Raw genomic sequence first — 15,917 nt, 5'->3', positions numbered from 1 at the left:
TTTTCACACAACCCGAATATCGCAATAAATAATAAAGAGCAACGTGGATAATGAGTAAAAAACTGCACATTAAAACCTGGGGCTGCCAGATGAACGAATACGATTCATCAAAAATGGCAGATTTGTTAAATGCCGAAAATGGTTTTGAACTGACTGAAAACCCAGAGGAAGCGGATGTTCTTCTATTAAACACCTGTTCTATCAGAGAAAAAGCACAAGAAAAAGTATTTCACCAATTAGGTCGCTGGAAAAAGCTAAAAAAACGCAATCCAAAATTAGTGATAGGTGTGGGCGGCTGCGTAGCATCACAAGAAGGTGCTGAAATTCAGAAACGCGCACCTATTGTAAACTTGGTATTTGGTCCACAGACTTTACACCGTTTACCTGAAATGATCACCGATGCTCAAGCTGGTAAAAAAGGCCTAGTTGATGTTAGTTTCCCTGAAATAGAAAAGTTTGACCGTTTACCAGAGCCACGTGCCGAAGGTGTGTCAGCATTCGTTTCTATCATGGAAGGCTGTTCAAAATACTGTACGTTCTGCGTAGTACCGTATACACGTGGCGAAGAAGTAAGCCGTCCACTGGATGATATCTTATATGAAATAGCTCAATTAGCAGAGCAAGGTGTACGTGAAGTTAACCTTTTAGGTCAAAATGCCAATGCATATCGTGGTGAAATGCACGACGATGATATGTGTTCATTTGCAGATCTATTACGTTATGTAGCTGCAATTGATGGTATTGACCGCATTCGTTATACCACCAGTCACCCGATTGAATTTACCAGCGATATCGTTGAAGTATATAAAGATACGCCGGAAGTAGTGTCACACTTACACTTACCAGTACAGTCAGGTTCAGATCGCATCTTAACCTTGATGAAACGTGCGCACACAGCAATCGAATATAAATCATTGATCCGTAAACTGCGTAAAGCACGTCCAGGTCTGGTGATGAGTTCAGATTTCATCATTGGTTTCCCAGGTGAAAGTAAGCAAGACTTCGCTGATACCATGAAATTGATTGAAGACATCGAATATGATATCAGCTTCAGTTTCATCTACAGCGCTCGTCCGGGTACGCCAGCTGCAGATTTACCTGATGATGTATCATTAGAAGAAAAGAAAGAACGTTTGAAAATTTTACAAACGCGTATTAGCCAAATGTCACAAAAAATTGGCCGTAATATGGTTAATACAACGCAACGTATATTAGTTGAAGGTCCATCGAAGAAAAATATCATGGAACTGACTGGTCGTACGGAAAACAACCGTGTGGTTAACTTCGAAGGTTCTCCAGATCTTATCGGTACGTTTGTTGATGTCGACATTGTTGATGTATTCCCTAACTCTATCCGTGGTGTATTCATCCGTGGTGAAGATGAAATGGGGCTACGTAGTGACGTGAAACCAAGCGAGATCTTGGCACGTGCTACCAATCAACCCAATGAGCTAGGTGTTGCCAAGTTCATCCCATAAGAGCTAGACTTAGAGCCATTAATGATCGTTAATGGCTCTGCCTAATGAGACTATTTTGAATAAAAATACGACAACGCTCGATATATTTTTAGAACCAGCCGACAGCAGCCGACTCGCACATTTGTGTGGCCCGTTTGATGACAACCTTAAACAACTAGAACGTCGTTTAGAAGTTGAAATTACGTATCATAATAATCAATTCCACATAAGCGGTAACCCTGTTAATGCCCATTGCTGCATGGATATTCTTCGTGAGCTCTATGTCGAAACGCAGCCCGTTAAAGGCCAAGTAACCGACATCGAACCTGAAAAGATTCACTTAGCAATACAAGCATGCAAATTAGTCGACCCAGAACCGATTGCCAAAGTAGCCAGCTTTAATGCCGTGATAAAAACCAAACGCGGTATAATCAAGCCACGCGGTGACAATCAGGCCAATTACATTACCAATATTTTAACGCATGATATAACCTTTGGCGTTGGCCCTGCAGGTACAGGTAAGACTTATTTAGCCGTCGCAGCTGCCGTTGACGCATTAGAACGTCAAGAAGTACGCCGTATACTACTGACTCGCCCCGCCGTTGAAGCAGGTGAGAAATTAGGCTTTTTACCCGGTGATTTAAGCCAGAAAGTTGATCCTTATTTACGTCCACTCTATGACGCGTTATTTGAGATGCTGGGGTTTGAAAAAGTGGAACGTTTGATTGAGCGTAATGTCATAGAAATAGCCCCGCTTGCTTATATGCGAGGACGCACCTTAAACGATGCATTTATTATTTTAGATGAAAGTCAGAACACGACTATTGAACAAATGAAGATGTTTTTAACCCGCATTGGCTTTAACTCCAAAGCGGTGATCACTGGTGATATTACCCAAGTCGACTTACCAAAGCACATCACATCAGGCTTACGCCATGCAATTGATGTACTTGAGCCAGTGAAAGACATTAGTTTTAACGTTTTCATATCCAATGATATTGTTCGCCACCCTGTTGTTGCACAAATTGTCGATGCCTATGAAGCATTTGAACATGGCATTCCCCGTAAGGATAAAGATTAATGACGACCACACTCGATTTACAAATTGCCACTGAAGATGATCAGCAATTACCAACAGAACAGCAATTTACAACTTGGTTAGACGCAGTAGTTAAACTGTTTCAAGAAAGTGCAGAAGTCACTATTCGTATTGTTGATAACGCAGAAAGCCAACAATTAAATAGCGATTACCGTGGTAAAGACAAACCAACTAATGTGCTGTCTTTTCCATTCGAAGTACCAGAAGGCATTGAATTAAACCTACTTGGTGATTTAATCATCTGTAAGCAAGTTGTGGAACGTGAGGCGCTTGAGCAACAAAAGCCCCTGACCGCACATTGGGCACATATGGTTATTCATGGAACTTTACATTTACTCGGCTATGATCATATTATCGATGAAGAAGCAGACGAAATGGAAGCTTTAGAAACCGAAATTATGCTAAAACTCGAATTTGAAGACCCCTATATTACTGAAAAGTAATATTAATATCATTAACCTTACTTAACTTAGGTACAACAAACTATGAACGACGACAAACCTCACTCGACAAACGGTTCATCAAAAAAAGGTTTTTTTGAGAAGTTTTCTCAATTATTCCAAGGTGAGCCGAAAAACAGAGAAGAGCTTGTAGAAGTTATCCAGGACGCAGAAAACCGCGAACTAATCGATCAGGACACTAAAGATATGATTGAAGGTGTGCTTGAGGTCTCAGGACTAAAAGTACGCGATATTATGATCCCACGCTCGCAGATGATTACCATCGATAAGAGCCAAGGGGTAGATGAATTTTTACCGATTATGATTGACTCTGCGCACTCGCGTTTTCCAGTCGTCAATGAAGATAAAGATCATATTGAAGGGATCTTATTAGCGAAAGATCTGCTTGAATTCGTGTTCGCTGGAAAATCAGATAGTTTTAAATTATCGTCGATTCTACGCCCAGCAGTTGTTGTACCAGAAAGTAAACGTGTTGATAAACTCCTGAAAGAGTTCCGTTCTGAACGCTACCATATGGCCGTCGTCGTTGATGAATTTGGTGGTGTATCGGGTCTTGTTACCATCGAAGATATTCTCGAAGAGATCGTGGGTGAAATTGAAGACGAATTCGATGAAGATGAATCAGCACAAGAAGATATTCGTCGTATTAATAAAAGCGTGTTTTCAGTACAAGCATTAACCCCGGTTGATGATTTTAATGATTACTTTTCATCTCACTTTAGCGATGATGAAGTGGATACCATCGGAGGCATGGTTGCCCATGCATTTGGTCATTTGCCAGAGCAAGGTGAAATAATTACTGTGGATGAATTCCAATTCAAAGTCATTTCTGCTGACCGCCGCCGTATCATTCAGTTACAAGTAAAGGTACCTGAGGCACAGCAAGATCGCTTAGCTGAATCCGCTTAACCGTCGCAGTGACAGGTTACTCCACTTGTCGCTGTCAATAGCACAAAGGAATAACCTATCAAATCACTGATCCAGAAAATAGGCGCGCCACTGACTGGCGCGCTTAGCGTTTTTGCTTTTTCACCATTTGATTACAGCATTAGTTTATACGTTTCATTATTTTTTCTACTCTTTATTCTCGACAATAAATCCGCCAAACAAGCCGCTGGATATGGTTTTCTCTGGGGGCTAGGTTTCTTTATTGCCGGTATTCACTGGGTCGCGGTCAGTATCCTCGATTTTGGTGGTTTACCTATTCCTGTCGCCGTATTACTGGTTGTACTATTATGTGCTTACCTCGCGATATACCCTGCGCTGTGTGCCTATCTGCTTAATCGTTTTACCGCACATTCAGCGTTATTACGTTACTTTGTGGCTTTTCCGGCTATCTGGTTAATTACGGATTGGTTGCGTGGTTGGGTAATGACAGGCTTTCCGTGGTTACAGTTCGGTTACAGCCAAATGGATACGCCACTCGTTAGTTTCGCGCCTATTCTCGGGGTCGAAGGCATCACCGTTGCCGTCTGTTTAATCACTGCCAGTCTATATTATGCTTATCGCGAACGTAAGGCCGTGATACCAGCTATCATGATATCCGTTATCGTATTTTCAGCTATATCTCTAAAAGGCCTAGAATGGACAACACCGGAAGCGAGTAAATCAATTGCTTTAGTGCAAGGTAATACCAACCAAGATGAAAAATGGCTGCCAGAGAAGCGCACCTATATTCTAAACGAATACTTGAAACTCAGCTTAGATAATACCGATGCTGATATAATCATTTGGCCAGAATCAGCGATTCCAGCATTAGAATTTCAAGTGAAAAATTATTTGGATTACGTCGGTGAGCTCATGCGTCAAAGTGATACCACACTTATTACTGGTATTATTAACTACCAACGCGTTGACGATATTGATGAATATTACAATGCCGTGATCGTACTCGGTCAGCCAGAACAACAAATTAATCACTCACCAGTGAACGACCGTTATTATAAAAACAAACTGTTACCCATTGGTGAATTCGTACCGTTTGAAGACCTATTAAGACCGATTGCACCACTGTTTAACTTACCGATGTCATCATTTCAACGTGGTGGCGAAGAACAGTTAAACTTAGCCGCTAGCAATACCCATATTGCCACTGCAATTTGCTATGAGATAGCCTTCAATCAAACGCTAGTAAATACTGTAAAGCCTGATACCGGCTTTATTTTGACCGTCAGTAACGATGCTTGGTTTGGTACTTCAATTGGCCCTAACCAACATCTAGAGATTGCCAGAATGCGTGCATTTGAGTTCCAACGCCCTGTTCTGCGTAGCACGAACACAGGTATTACAGCTGTGTTCGACGCTCAAGGTAAAGAAGTCGGTCGTATACCACAATTCGAGAAAGCAGTATTACGTGTTGATGTAAAACCACACCAAGGCACAACACCGTTTAATCGCTATGGTAATACGCCACTGCTAATACTGGCATTCCTATTATTCACCTTTGTGCTTGGACATGCTTTTTTCAACAAACAAAGAACGGCCAAAAATGAGCTGAAAAATGCAGTCTAAATCGTAATGAAAAATAGATAAAAATACGCAGATAAATAATTCATACAATAACTAACACTGTTGCAGAATAAAATGGCACCTAATTAGGTGCCATTTTCTGATAAATAATCGTTATTCAAATAGCGTGATTTTCGTTTTGGCGATATAGAAAATCAGCACAAAAATTACCATTGCGACCCCAATACAGAACGGACTTAGATCATGCGTTAACAATTTAGACCGTATACTCTCGTCGTACAAATCGGTAAACTAGCGCAACTATATATAGCTAAACAAACACGACTATCTAGCCAAGAGAGATAAGCAATGCAAGTTAAAGTCATTCCAGTTACGCCTTTTGAACAAAATTGCAGTCTATTAATCTGCCCTGAAACCAACAAAGCTGCGATCGTTGATCCAGGTGGGGACATTGATAAGATTCTTAGCCAAATAAAAAAACACGGTGTAGAAGTAGAGAAGATCTTCCTAACCCATGGTCATATGGATCACGTTGGTGGCACTGAAGCACTTGCAGCTGTATTAAAGGTATCAATTGAAGGCCCACATATTGCCGACAAATTTTGGTTAGATCAGTTACCAATGCAAGGACAAATGTTTGGTTTTCCACACGTACCACCATTTGAACCACAACGTTGGTTAGAACACGGCGATACCATTACATTTGGTAATCAGCAATTAACGGCACTCCACACGCCAGGGCATACACCTGGTCATGTGGTATTTAATCACGTCGAGACTAAACAGGTTATTGTCGGTGATGTGTTATTCAGTGGCTCTATAGGTCGTACTGACTTTCCGCAAGGTTGCTTTAATACCTTGATGACTGCGATTAAAGGCCAGTTATGGACATTACCAGAAGAAACCGTATTCTTCCCAGGTCATGGACCAACATCGACTATCGGTCATGAAAAAAGAACCAATCCGCACGTAAGATAACCTGTGAATGAAGATAAGCTCAGGTCCCTGTAATAATGAGCCTGAATAAAAGCATTTAAGCCCAAGTATATACAAATATAACTTGGGCTTATTTTTAACTGAGAGCCATGACACGGCCATTTATCTTTAGGTTTTATTTAGCTGCACTAATTGGCAAGTATCGCGTACGCTTTTAGCAATAGTATCCCAGTTATTATTGGCAATATCAGCGGTCGTTGCGATCCAGCTACCGCCACAGGCAACAACTTGCGGTACTGCAAGATAGTCCATTACATTTGATGGTTTGATACCACCGGTAGGCATCAATTTAATTTGGCTATAGGGTCCCACTAATGCTTTAACCATGTTAACGCCACCAGATGCTTCTGCAGGAAAGAATTTAACCACCTTGATACCCAACTCTAACGCTTGCTCGATTTGACTCGGATTATTAATACCAGGGATGATTTTAATGCCATTTTTAATGCAATAGTTCACTGTTGTCGGGTTAAAACCAGGGCTAATAATAAAGTCAGCACCCGCCGAGACCGCTTCATCCACTTGTGTTATCGTTAATACCGTTCCAGCACATAAAATTACATCAGGAAACGCGGCGCGAATACGGCGAATAGACTCTCCAGCGGCGGCACTACGGAAAGTAATTTCAGCGGCTGGTAAGCCGTTTTCAGATAATACTTCGACCAATTTTACCGCATCATCGGCATTTTCAATTTGGATCACAGGCATCACTGCCAATGCTGCTAGCTGATCAATTAACGCATTATTTATCATTCCAATCCGAGTCCTTTTAATTGCATTATGGATAAATGAAGGTGGCTTTGATTCGCCTTAGCTAATTCTATCATGATGATGATAAATAATTGAGATGGAAGTTATATTCGCGTAATCAGTGCGGTGTTATTTACTGAATTTCAGGCATAAAAAAGCCTCTATTTCTAATAAAGAGTTTTCGATTCAGGCTTAATCTAATAGTTGGCGGAGCGGACGGCTTTTTATAAACCACAACCCCGCGCAGCCCGGCGTGACAGGCCGCTTATATTTTTATAACAAGTCTAACCAACTGAACTACCGCTTCGCACAATCTGTGTTTCTTTAATCTCTAAATTTCAGGTATAAAAAAAGCCTCTATTTCTAATAAAGAGTTTTCGATTCAGGCTTAATCTAATAGTTGGCGGAGCGGACGGCTTTTTATAAACCACAACCCCGCGCAGCCCGGCGTGACAGGCCGCTTATATTTTTATAACAAGTCTAACCAACTGAACTACCGCTTCGCACAATCTGTGTTTCTTTAATCTCTAAATTTCAGGTATAAAAAAAGCCTCTATTTCTAATAAAGAGTTTTCGATTCAGGCTTAATCTAATAGTTGGCGGAGCGGACGGGACTCGAACCCGCGAAGCCTTCGGCAGCGTGACAGGCCGCTTATATTTTTATAACAAGTCTAACCAACTGAACTACCGCTTCGCACAATCTGTGTTTCTTTAATCTCTGAATTTCAGGTATAAAAAAAGCCTCTATTTCTAATAAAGAGTTTTCGATTCAGGCTTAATCTAATAGTTGGCGGAGCGGACGGGACTCGAACCCGCGAAGCCTTCGGCAGCGTGACAGGCCGCTTATATTTTTATAACAAGTCTAACCAACTGAACTACCGCTTCGCACAATCTGTGTTTCTCTAATTTCTAAATTTCAGGTATAAAAAAAGCCTGAATCTTTCGATTCAGGCTTAATCTAATAGTTGGCGGAGCGGACGGGACTCGAACCCGCGACCCCCGGCGTGACAGGCCGGTATTCTAACCAACTGAACTACCGCTCCGCACAATCTGTGCTGATAAATATCAGTCTTAATTTATAGTCTTACGACGTTGTTTGGCGCTTGGCGATGCCCTACTCTCACATGGGGAAGCCCCACACTACCATCGGCGTTATTACGTTTCACTACTGAGTTCGGAATGGAGTCAGGTGGTACCGCAACACTATGGTCACCAAGCAAATCTGGTTTGCTTTCTATAGAAGTTTTCACTTCGTTTTAATCTGAAAAGCTATAAATAAAGAAGTCTTTAAAACATAAAGTGTTCAATCTATTCTTAAGTCGATTATTTCAATTAATCATACCACTTACGTACGAGTCGTACTTCAGTTTGTATGGTTAAGCCTCACGGGTAATTAGTACAAGTTAGCTCAATGCCTCACAGCACTTACACACCTTGCCTATCAACGTTGTAGTCTCCAACGGCCCTTTAGGGAGCTTAAAGCTCCAGTGAGAACTCATCTCGAGGCCTGCTTCCCGCTTAGATGCTTTCAGCGGTTATCAGTTCCGAACTTAGCTACCGGGCAATGCTATTGGCATAACAACCCGAACACCAGTGGTTCGTCCACTCCGGTCCTCTCGTACTAGGAGCAGCTCCTCTCAATTCTCAAACGCCCACGGCAGATAGGGGACCGAACTGTCTCACGACGTTCTAAACCCAGCTCGCGTACCACTTTAAATGGCGAACAGCCATACCCTTGGGACCAACTTCAGCCCTGGGATGTGATGAGCCGACATCGAGGTGCCAAACACCGCCGTCGATATGAACTCTTGGGCGGTATCAGCCTGTTATCCCCGGAGTACCTTTTATCCGTTGAGCGATGGCCCTTCCATTCAGAACCACCGGATCACTAAGACCTACTTTCGTACCTGCTCGACGTGTCTGTCTCGCAGTTAAGCTGGCTTATGCCTTTGCACTAACCACATGATGTCCAACCATGTTTAGCCAACCTTCGTGCTCCTCCGTTACTCTTTGGGAGGAGACCGCCCCAGTCAAACTACCCACCAGACACTGTCCGCAATCCCGATAAGGGACCTACGTTAGAACATCAAACGTACAAGGGTGGTATTTCAAGGACGACTCAATATCATCTAGCGACAATATTTCATAGTCTCCCACCTATCCTACACATGTAGGTTCAATGTTCAGTGCCAAGCTATAGTAAAGGTTCACGGGGTCTTTCCGTCTAGCCGCGGGTACACTGCATCTTAACAGCGATTTCAATTTCACTGAGTCTCGGGTGGAGACAGCGTGGCCATCATTACGCCATTCGTGCAGGTCGGAACTTACCCGACAAGGAATTTCGCTACCTTAGGACCGTTATAGTTACGGCCGCCGTTTACCGGGGCTTCGATCATGAGCTTCGACCTAAGTCTAACCCAATCAATTAACCTTCCGGCACCGGGCAGGCGTCACACCGTATACGTCATCTTTCGATTTTGCACAGTGCTGTGTTTTTAATAAACAGTTGCAGCCACCATTTCTCTGCGACCAACAATAGCTTACGGAGCAAGTCCTTCACCATCATTGGCGTACCTTCTCCCGAAGTTACGGTACCATTTTGCCTAGTTCCTTCACCCGAGTTCTCTCAAGCGCCTTAGTATTCTCTACCTAACCACCTGTGTCGGTTTGGGGTACGATTCTCTCATATCTGAAGCTTAGAGGTTTTCCCAAGCCGGGTATCAACTACTTCATCTCCGTAGAGACTCGTCATCAGTTCTCAGCATTCTCACTAAAGAGAGCGACCCGGATTTGCCTAAGTCACTTGCCTACTACCTTAAACATGGACAACCATCGCCATGCTAGCCTAACCTTCTCCGTCACCCCATCGCAATATAAGCGAGTACTGGAATATTAACCAGTTTCCCATCGACTACGCCTTTCGGCCTCGCCTTAGGAGTCGACTCACCCTGCCCCGATTAACGTTGGACAGGAACCCTTGGTCTTTCGGCGTGGAGGTTTTTCACCCCCATTATCGTTACTCATGTCAACATTCGCACTTCTGATACCTCCAGCAAGCTTCTCAACTCACCTTCAACGGCTTACAGAACGCTCCTCTACCATGCAAGAACAAGTCTTGCATCCGTAGCTTCGGTGGTATGTTTAGCCCCGTTAAATCTTCCGCGCAGACCGACTCGACCAGTGAGCTATTACGCTTTCTTTAAAGATGGCTGCTTCTAAGCCAACTTCCCATATTGTCTGAGCCTTTCCACATCGTTTCCCACTTAACATACACTTTGGGACCTTAGCTGACGGTCTGGGTTGTTTCCCTTTCCACGACGGACGTTAGCACCCGCCGTGTGTCTCCCGCGATTGAACTTATTGGTATTCGGAGTTTGCAAGGGTTGGTAAGTCGGGATGACCCCTAGCCTTAACAGTGCTCTACCCCAATAGTTAGACGCGAGGCGCTACCTAAATAGCTTTCGAGGAGAACCAGCTATCTCCCGGTTTGATTGGCCTTTCACCCCCAGCCACAAGTCATCCGCTAATTTTTCAACATTAGTCGGTTCGGTCCTCCAGTTGATGTTACTCAACCTTCAACCTGCCCATGGCTAGATCACCGGGTTTCGGGTCTAATCCCAGCAACTATTCGCGCAGTTAACACTCGGTTTCCCTACGGCTCCGCTATTCGCTTAACCTTGCTACTGAAATTAAGTCGTTGACCCATTATACAAAAGGTACGCAGTCACAGAACAAGTCTGCTCCCACTGCTTGTACGTATACGGTTTCAGGTTCTATTTCACTCCCCTCACAGGGGTTCTTTTCGCCTTTCCCTCACGGTACTGGTTCACTATCGGTCAGTCAGTAGTATTTAGCCTTGGAAGATGGTCCTCCCATATTCAAACAGCATATCACGTGTGCCGTCCTACTCGATTTCACAGTAAGGTCGTTTTCATGTACGGGACTATCACCCTGTATCGTGAAACTTTCCAGAATCTTCCATTAACTTCCAAACTGCTTAAGGGCTAGACCCCGTTCGCTCGCCGCTACTAAGGGTATCTCTATTGATTTCTTTTCCTCGGGGTACTTAGATGTTTCAGTTCTCCCGGTTCGCTTCGCAACGCTATGTATTCACGTTACGATACCTTACTTAGTAAGGTGGGTTCCCCCATTCGGAAATCTGTGGATTAACGCTTTTTATCAACTCCCCACAGCTTAACGCAGATTAACACGTCCTTCATCGCCTCTGACTGCCTAGGCATCCACCGTATACGCTTAGTCACTTAACCATACAATCTAAAGTAGACCGTACAATTGAAATAACTAGGTATTATCTAGTTTTTTTCGCCTCAAGAATACTCAAGAACACTTCATTGTTGTCACCGAAGTAACAACGTGTTTTAAGAACTTCTTTATTTATTCAGCTTTCCAAATTTTTAAAGAGCAATTTGCTAAAAAGCAAAAATAATCAATCTAAAGAGATTAGTTATTTTTGATTTTTAGTCAGAAAGAAAAGTGGTATCCCGTACGAGATTTGAACTCGTGTTACCGCCGTGAAAGGGCGGTGTCCTAGGCCTCTAGACGAACGGGACACTATTTACTTTCACGATTGGATTTCATCCCAATCGTTGTCTTCAACGTTTCTATTCAAGCAATTTGTGTGGGCACTTACAAAAATTAACAACTTTACGTAAGGAGGTGATCCAGCCCCAGGTTCCCCTAGGGCTACCTTGTTACGACTTCACCCCAGTCATGAACCACACCGTGGTCATCGCCCTCCCGAAGGTTAAGCTAATGACTTCTGGTGCAGCCCACTCCCATGGTGTGACGGGCGGTGTGTACAAGGCCCGGGAACGTATTCACCGTGACATTCTGATTCACGATTACTAGCGATTCCGACTTCATGGGGTCGAGTTGCAGACCCCAATCCGGACTACGACGCACTTTATGGGATTCGCTTACCATCGCTGGTTTGCAGCCCTTTGTATGCGCCATTGTAGCACGTGTGTAGCCCTACTCGTAAGGGCCATGATGACTTGACGTCGTCCCCACCTTCCTCCGGTTTATCACCGGCAGTCTCCTTAGAGTTCCCACCATTACGTGCTGGCAAATAAGGATAAGGGTTGCGCTCGTTGCGGGACTTAACCCAACATTTCACAACACGAGCTGACGACAGCCATGCAGCACCTGTCTCACAGTTCCCGAAGGCACTGAGGTATCTCTACCAGATTCTGTGGATGTCAAGAGTAGGTAAGGTTCTTCGCGTTGCATCGAATTAAACCACATGCTCCACCGCTTGTGCGGGCCCCCGTCAATTCATTTGAGTTTTAACCTTGCGGCCGTACTCCCCAGGCGGTCTACTTAATGCGTTAGCTTAAGAGCCCAGTTCTCAAGGAACCAAACTCCGAGTAGACATCGTTTACGGCGTGGACTACCGGGGTATCTAATCCCGTTTGCTACCCACGCTTTCGCATCTGAGCGTCAGTTACTTGCCAGGTGGCCGCCTTCGCCACTGGTATTCCTTCAGATCTCTACGCATTTCACCGCTACACCTGAAATTCTACCACCCTCTCAAGAACTCTAGTTTGCCAGTTCGAAATGCAGTTCTGGGTTGAGCCCGGGGCTTTCACATCTCGCTTAACAAACCGCCTGCATGCGCTTTACGCCCAGTAATTCCGATTAACGCTTGCACCCTCCGTATTACCGCGGCTGCTGGCACGGAGTTAGCCGGTGCTTCTTCTGCGAGTAACGTCACAGTGGTAAAGTATTAATTTACCACCTTTCCTCCTCGCTGAAAGTACTTTACAACCCGAAGGCCTTCTTCATACACGCGGTATGGCTGCATCAGGCTTTCGCCCATTGTGCAATATTCCCCACTGCTGCCTCCCGTAGGAGTCTGGACCGTGTCTCAGTTCCAGTGTGGCTGATCATCCTCTCAGACCAGCTAGGGATCGTCGCCTTGGTGAGCTCTTACCTCACCAACAAGCTAATCCCACTTGGGCTCATCTAGTCGCGAGAGCTTTCAAGAAGAGGCCCCCTTTCACCCGTAGGTCGTATGCGGTATTAGCAGTCGTTTCCAACTGTTGTCCCCCTCGACTAGGCAGATTCCCAAGCATTACTCACCCGTCCGCCGCTCGACGCCAGAATAGCAAGCTATTCTTCGTTTCCGCTCGACTTGCATGTGTTAAGCCTACCGCCAGCGTTCAATCTGAGCCATGATCAAACTCTTCAATTAAAAGTTTTTTGACTAATCAGCGATGCTGATTAAGTCGGCTCAATGAATTCTGTACTTTAATTGCAAAGCAATTAAGCTTCGTAATTAATAACCAAATCTTTCGATTTAATTTAATGTTCACAATTACATTGATATAATTTTTGGTCATTATATCTCTGCAAGTGCTCACACAGATTGCTTGAATAAATTGTTAAAGAGCATACTGAGCGGCTGTTGCCGTGTCAGTGGGAGCGATTATAGAGATCTGCGTTTTATTGGCAAGTGTTTTACCACAATTGATGACAACTTTATTAAATTCGACTAAAAAACAATCAAAAAACAGTGTTTTCAAACTTATTAGCAGGCAAAAATTATATTCTAAGCATCTATATAGAAAATATATCCTTATTCCAGCAAACTAAATGCAATAAAACACCACAAATAAGTATCAATCCCTCTCTATTACTTCAAATATCCATTAATCACTTTATATTCATATAACTGTCATCTTCTACTCTTACACTGCTGCCATTCATAGATAGCTAATTAGGATGATCATTTTGCGTATCACTACCTTTTCTCGAATCAGCTCATTAACGTTAATTTGCCTCTCACTATTAATGACCTATACCCTTTATGGTAGCCACCAGCAACTCAACCGCCTTGATCAACAAAATTCCATGTTTGCTAAAATGAAAGAGCAAGTCACGATTAAACTAAACCATTCCATCTCGGATTATTTACAAAAAGGTAATGCTGCCGATTTACAGCAATCAGAACAACTAATAGCTCAGTTGATTGCTTCACTCGATCAACTTGCCAGCGCTATTGATACCACTGCACTAAACCAACAGCTCAGTCAGTTTGCTACGTTAGTTGAAGGACCATTACGCTCATCAGGCAAATTTGCTTCAGACCACTTTCAACTACTGAACTTCAACGAAAAGGAGTTAGCGGATAATTTATCGCTGTTAAAACGCCAGTTATTGCAACATGACCTGCCATTACGCCAAGCTGATTTAATTCTTATTAGTGATATTCAAGCCAGTCTTGCCCATTTAACCAATCAACGCCAACGTTACTTTAATCAGTTACAAACATCGCAATGGCAAGCCTTGCTATTAGTAGTAGAAGAAAGTGCAACGCTTATTAATGAACTATCGCAATTTAGCCGTTATGACTCTAATCAGTATCAAGTGATCGAAGACGACAACTTTCTTGATGACGAGGAAGGGGAAGATACCTTATTTATAGAGGATATTACCAACGAATTACAAAGCCTTATCAATCGTTATCCAAAAGAATTATTAAATACTAAAACAGTGCTTTCAGAACAAACTGATAACCAACAGCATGTATTAACCGCGATCAATAATATCCAAGCTGCGATTTTGGCATTAGAAAAACCAGTCAATGACTATGCCAATGAGCAACGCCAAAATACCTATTTATACCTTGCGATTATCGCACTGAGCTTGATCCTGTTTGGGATAGGTTTGTTTTATGCCGAAAAATACTGGGTTGTAAAACCACTTATCACATTAGACAAAGCGCTCGCTTCTTTAGTTGAAAATAATACCCGCGAACGCCTAACGTTTGCTGACAGTAATAGTGAAATAGGTTTAATTGCGTTGCATTTCAATCAATTGCTGGATAATATCAATCAAGAGCACCTCACCAAGCTCACTCAAGTCGAGCAAGTCACCCAAGCGTTAAACTTACTGCAAGATGATTTTCAATCAATCAGTCAGTATACGCAAGCGAGTAGCACTGCCATTAGTGATATATCTACCGGTGTATCAGAAATTAATTCACTCGCGCAAAAAGTCGATGCAGATACCCAGTCTGTACATAACCTGACGCAACAAACGAATCAACAAATGTATAAAGCCGCCAGTCAGATAACCGATTTCAGCCTAGCGACCGAGCAAACCAAGCAAGCCGGTAGTGCTAGCTTAAAAGCCATCAAAACATTAAATACCAATATGGAAAATGTGGAAACGATCGTGACATCTATTCACAGGATCGCCGATCAAACCAATTTATTAGCTCTCAATGCCGCCATTGAAGCCTCACGAGCAGGTGAAAAAGGTCGTGGATTTGCCGTCGTCGCCGATGAAGTACGCAACTTATCGAAACAAACCCAGCAAGCGCTAGAACAAATTAGTAACTTTCTCGGTCAACTACATCACTCCAGTCAATCACTCGAAGAGGAAGTAGATAATATTACCCAGCGATGCCACCAACAATTAACGAATGCACAAGAAATGCATAAAGAAATAAATGCGGTGATCCAACAATCAGAACAATCACAACAAAATGCCGCAAATAGTAGTCAAAATACTCGCCAACAAGTGAGTCATATTAGTACAGTGAATATCCAGATGACCGCACTGCAAAACCACAGTGAAGAGACGCGTCATAAAACTCAATCGGCGCAACAACAGGTCTCGACACAAGTACAAAAAATATTAACTATCTTTGCTTAACCG

Annotated in this window: 8 protein-coding genes, 4 tRNA genes and 3 rRNA genes; 7 read left to right on the top strand and 8 right to left on the bottom strand. The window is 43.2% G+C overall.

Features of this window, described 5'->3' with window-relative positions; translation table 11 throughout:
* Positions 1-50: 50 nt before the first annotated feature.
* From miaB to FR932_RS20525, 6 genes are all read left to right on the top strand, one after another.
* A complete protein-coding gene (gene miaB / locus FR932_RS20550; RefSeq protein WP_019442044.1) occupies positions 51-1,478 on the top strand; it encodes a tRNA (N6-isopentenyl adenosine(37)-C2)-methylthiotransferase MiaB in 1,428 nt (475 codons plus the stop codon).
* A gap of 31 nt (positions 1,479-1,509) precedes the next feature.
* Entirely contained in the window at positions 1,510-2,538 is a 1,029-nt protein-coding gene (locus FR932_RS20545; protein ID WP_019442043.1) for a PhoH family protein, read from the top strand.
* A complete protein-coding gene (ybeY, locus tag FR932_RS20540) occupies positions 2,538-2,999 on the top strand; it encodes an rRNA maturation RNase YbeY (RefSeq protein ID WP_019442042.1) in 462 nt (153 codons plus the stop codon). The genes FR932_RS20545 and ybeY overlap by 1 nt, the downstream gene beginning before the upstream one ends.
* 42 nt (positions 3,000-3,041) lie before the next feature.
* Complete coding sequence (corC, locus tag FR932_RS20535) at positions 3,042-3,926, top strand: CNNM family magnesium/cobalt transport protein CorC (protein WP_019442041.1); 885 nt, start codon at positions 3,042-3,044, stop codon at positions 3,924-3,926.
* A gap of 57 nt (positions 3,927-3,983) precedes the next feature.
* Positions 3,984-5,528, top strand: coding sequence for an apolipoprotein N-acyltransferase (lnt, locus tag FR932_RS20530; RefSeq protein ID WP_050998991.1), 1,545 nt, complete (start codon positions 3,984-3,986; stop codon positions 5,526-5,528).
* A 306-nt stretch (positions 5,529-5,834) separates the two neighbouring features.
* On the top strand, positions 5,835-6,464 hold the full coding sequence (locus FR932_RS20525; protein ID WP_019442039.1) for an MBL fold metallo-hydrolase: 630 nt from the start codon (positions 5,835-5,837) through the stop codon (positions 6,462-6,464).
* 126 nt (positions 6,465-6,590) lie between these two features.
* Here FR932_RS20525 and FR932_RS20520 read toward each other — a convergent pair whose 3' ends face one another.
* The 8 genes from FR932_RS20520 to FR932_RS20485 all read right to left on the bottom strand — a co-directional run bounded on the left by FR932_RS20520 (position 6,591) and on the right by FR932_RS20485 (position 13,446).
* Complete coding sequence (locus FR932_RS20520) at positions 6,591-7,235, bottom strand: bifunctional 4-hydroxy-2-oxoglutarate aldolase/2-dehydro-3-deoxy-phosphogluconate aldolase (protein WP_019442038.1); 645 nt, start codon at positions 7,233-7,235, stop codon at positions 6,591-6,593.
* 202 nt (positions 7,236-7,437) lie between these two features.
* Positions 7,438-7,539, bottom strand: a tRNA-OTHER gene (locus FR932_RS20515).
* A 94-nt stretch (positions 7,540-7,633) separates the two neighbouring features.
* Positions 7,634-7,735 (bottom strand) — tRNA-OTHER (locus tag FR932_RS20510).
* Positions 7,736-8,198: 463 nt separating this feature from the next.
* A tRNA-Asp gene (locus tag FR932_RS20505) sits at positions 8,199-8,275 on the bottom strand.
* 58 nt (positions 8,276-8,333) lie between these two features.
* Positions 8,334-8,449, bottom strand: a 5S ribosomal RNA gene (gene rrf, locus FR932_RS20500).
* A 155-nt stretch (positions 8,450-8,604) separates the two neighbouring features.
* Positions 8,605-11,500: ribosomal RNA gene (locus tag FR932_RS20495) — 23S ribosomal RNA — on the bottom strand.
* 227 nt (positions 11,501-11,727) lie between these two features.
* Positions 11,728-11,803 (bottom strand) — tRNA-Glu (locus FR932_RS20490).
* 99 nt (positions 11,804-11,902) lie between these two features.
* Positions 11,903-13,446: ribosomal RNA gene (locus FR932_RS20485) — 16S ribosomal RNA — on the bottom strand.
* Together the 16S, 23S and 5S rRNA genes with 4 tRNA genes alongside form the textbook arrangement of a ribosomal RNA operon.
* Positions 13,447-13,976: 530 nt before the next feature.
* Here FR932_RS20485 and FR932_RS20480 point away from each other — a divergent pair.
* Positions 13,977-15,914, top strand: a complete 1,938-nt coding sequence (locus FR932_RS20480; RefSeq protein WP_019441419.1) for a methyl-accepting chemotaxis protein — start codon at positions 13,977-13,979, stop codon at positions 15,912-15,914.
* Positions 15,915-15,917: the final 3 nt, after the last annotated feature.

It is taken from the genome of Moritella marina ATCC 15381, from assembly GCF_008931805.1.
GTDB classification, from domain to species: Bacteria; Pseudomonadota; Gammaproteobacteria; order Enterobacterales; family Moritellaceae; genus Moritella; species Moritella marina.
The sequence above is the reverse complement of the archived record's forward strand: the minus strand, read 5'-3'. Positions and strand labels throughout refer to the sequence as shown.

What these genes read in the sequence shown, in the direction of transcription:
- miaB (WP_019442044.1), top strand. Translation starts at nt 51, where the DNA reads ATGAGTAAAAAACTGCACATTAAAACCTGGGGCTGCCAGATGAACGAA.
- FR932_RS20545 (WP_019442043.1), top strand. Translation starts at nt 1,510, where the DNA reads ATGGCTCTGCCTAATGAGACTATTTTGAATAAAAATACGACAACGCTC.
- ybeY (WP_019442042.1), top strand. Translation starts at nt 2,538, where the DNA reads ATGACGACCACACTCGATTTACAAATTGCCACTGAAGATGATCAGCAA.
- corC (WP_019442041.1), top strand. Translation starts at nt 3,042, where the DNA reads ATGAACGACGACAAACCTCACTCGACAAACGGTTCATCAAAAAAAGGT.
- FR932_RS20525 (WP_019442039.1), top strand. Translation starts at nt 5,835, where the DNA reads ATGCAAGTTAAAGTCATTCCAGTTACGCCTTTTGAACAAAATTGCAGT.
- FR932_RS20520 (WP_019442038.1), bottom strand. Translation starts at nt 7,235, where the DNA reads ATGATAAATAATGCGTTAATTGATCAGCTAGCAGCATTGGCAGTGATG.
- FR932_RS20480 (WP_019441419.1), top strand. Translation starts at nt 13,977, where the DNA reads ATGATCATTTTGCGTATCACTACCTTTTCTCGAATCAGCTCATTAACG.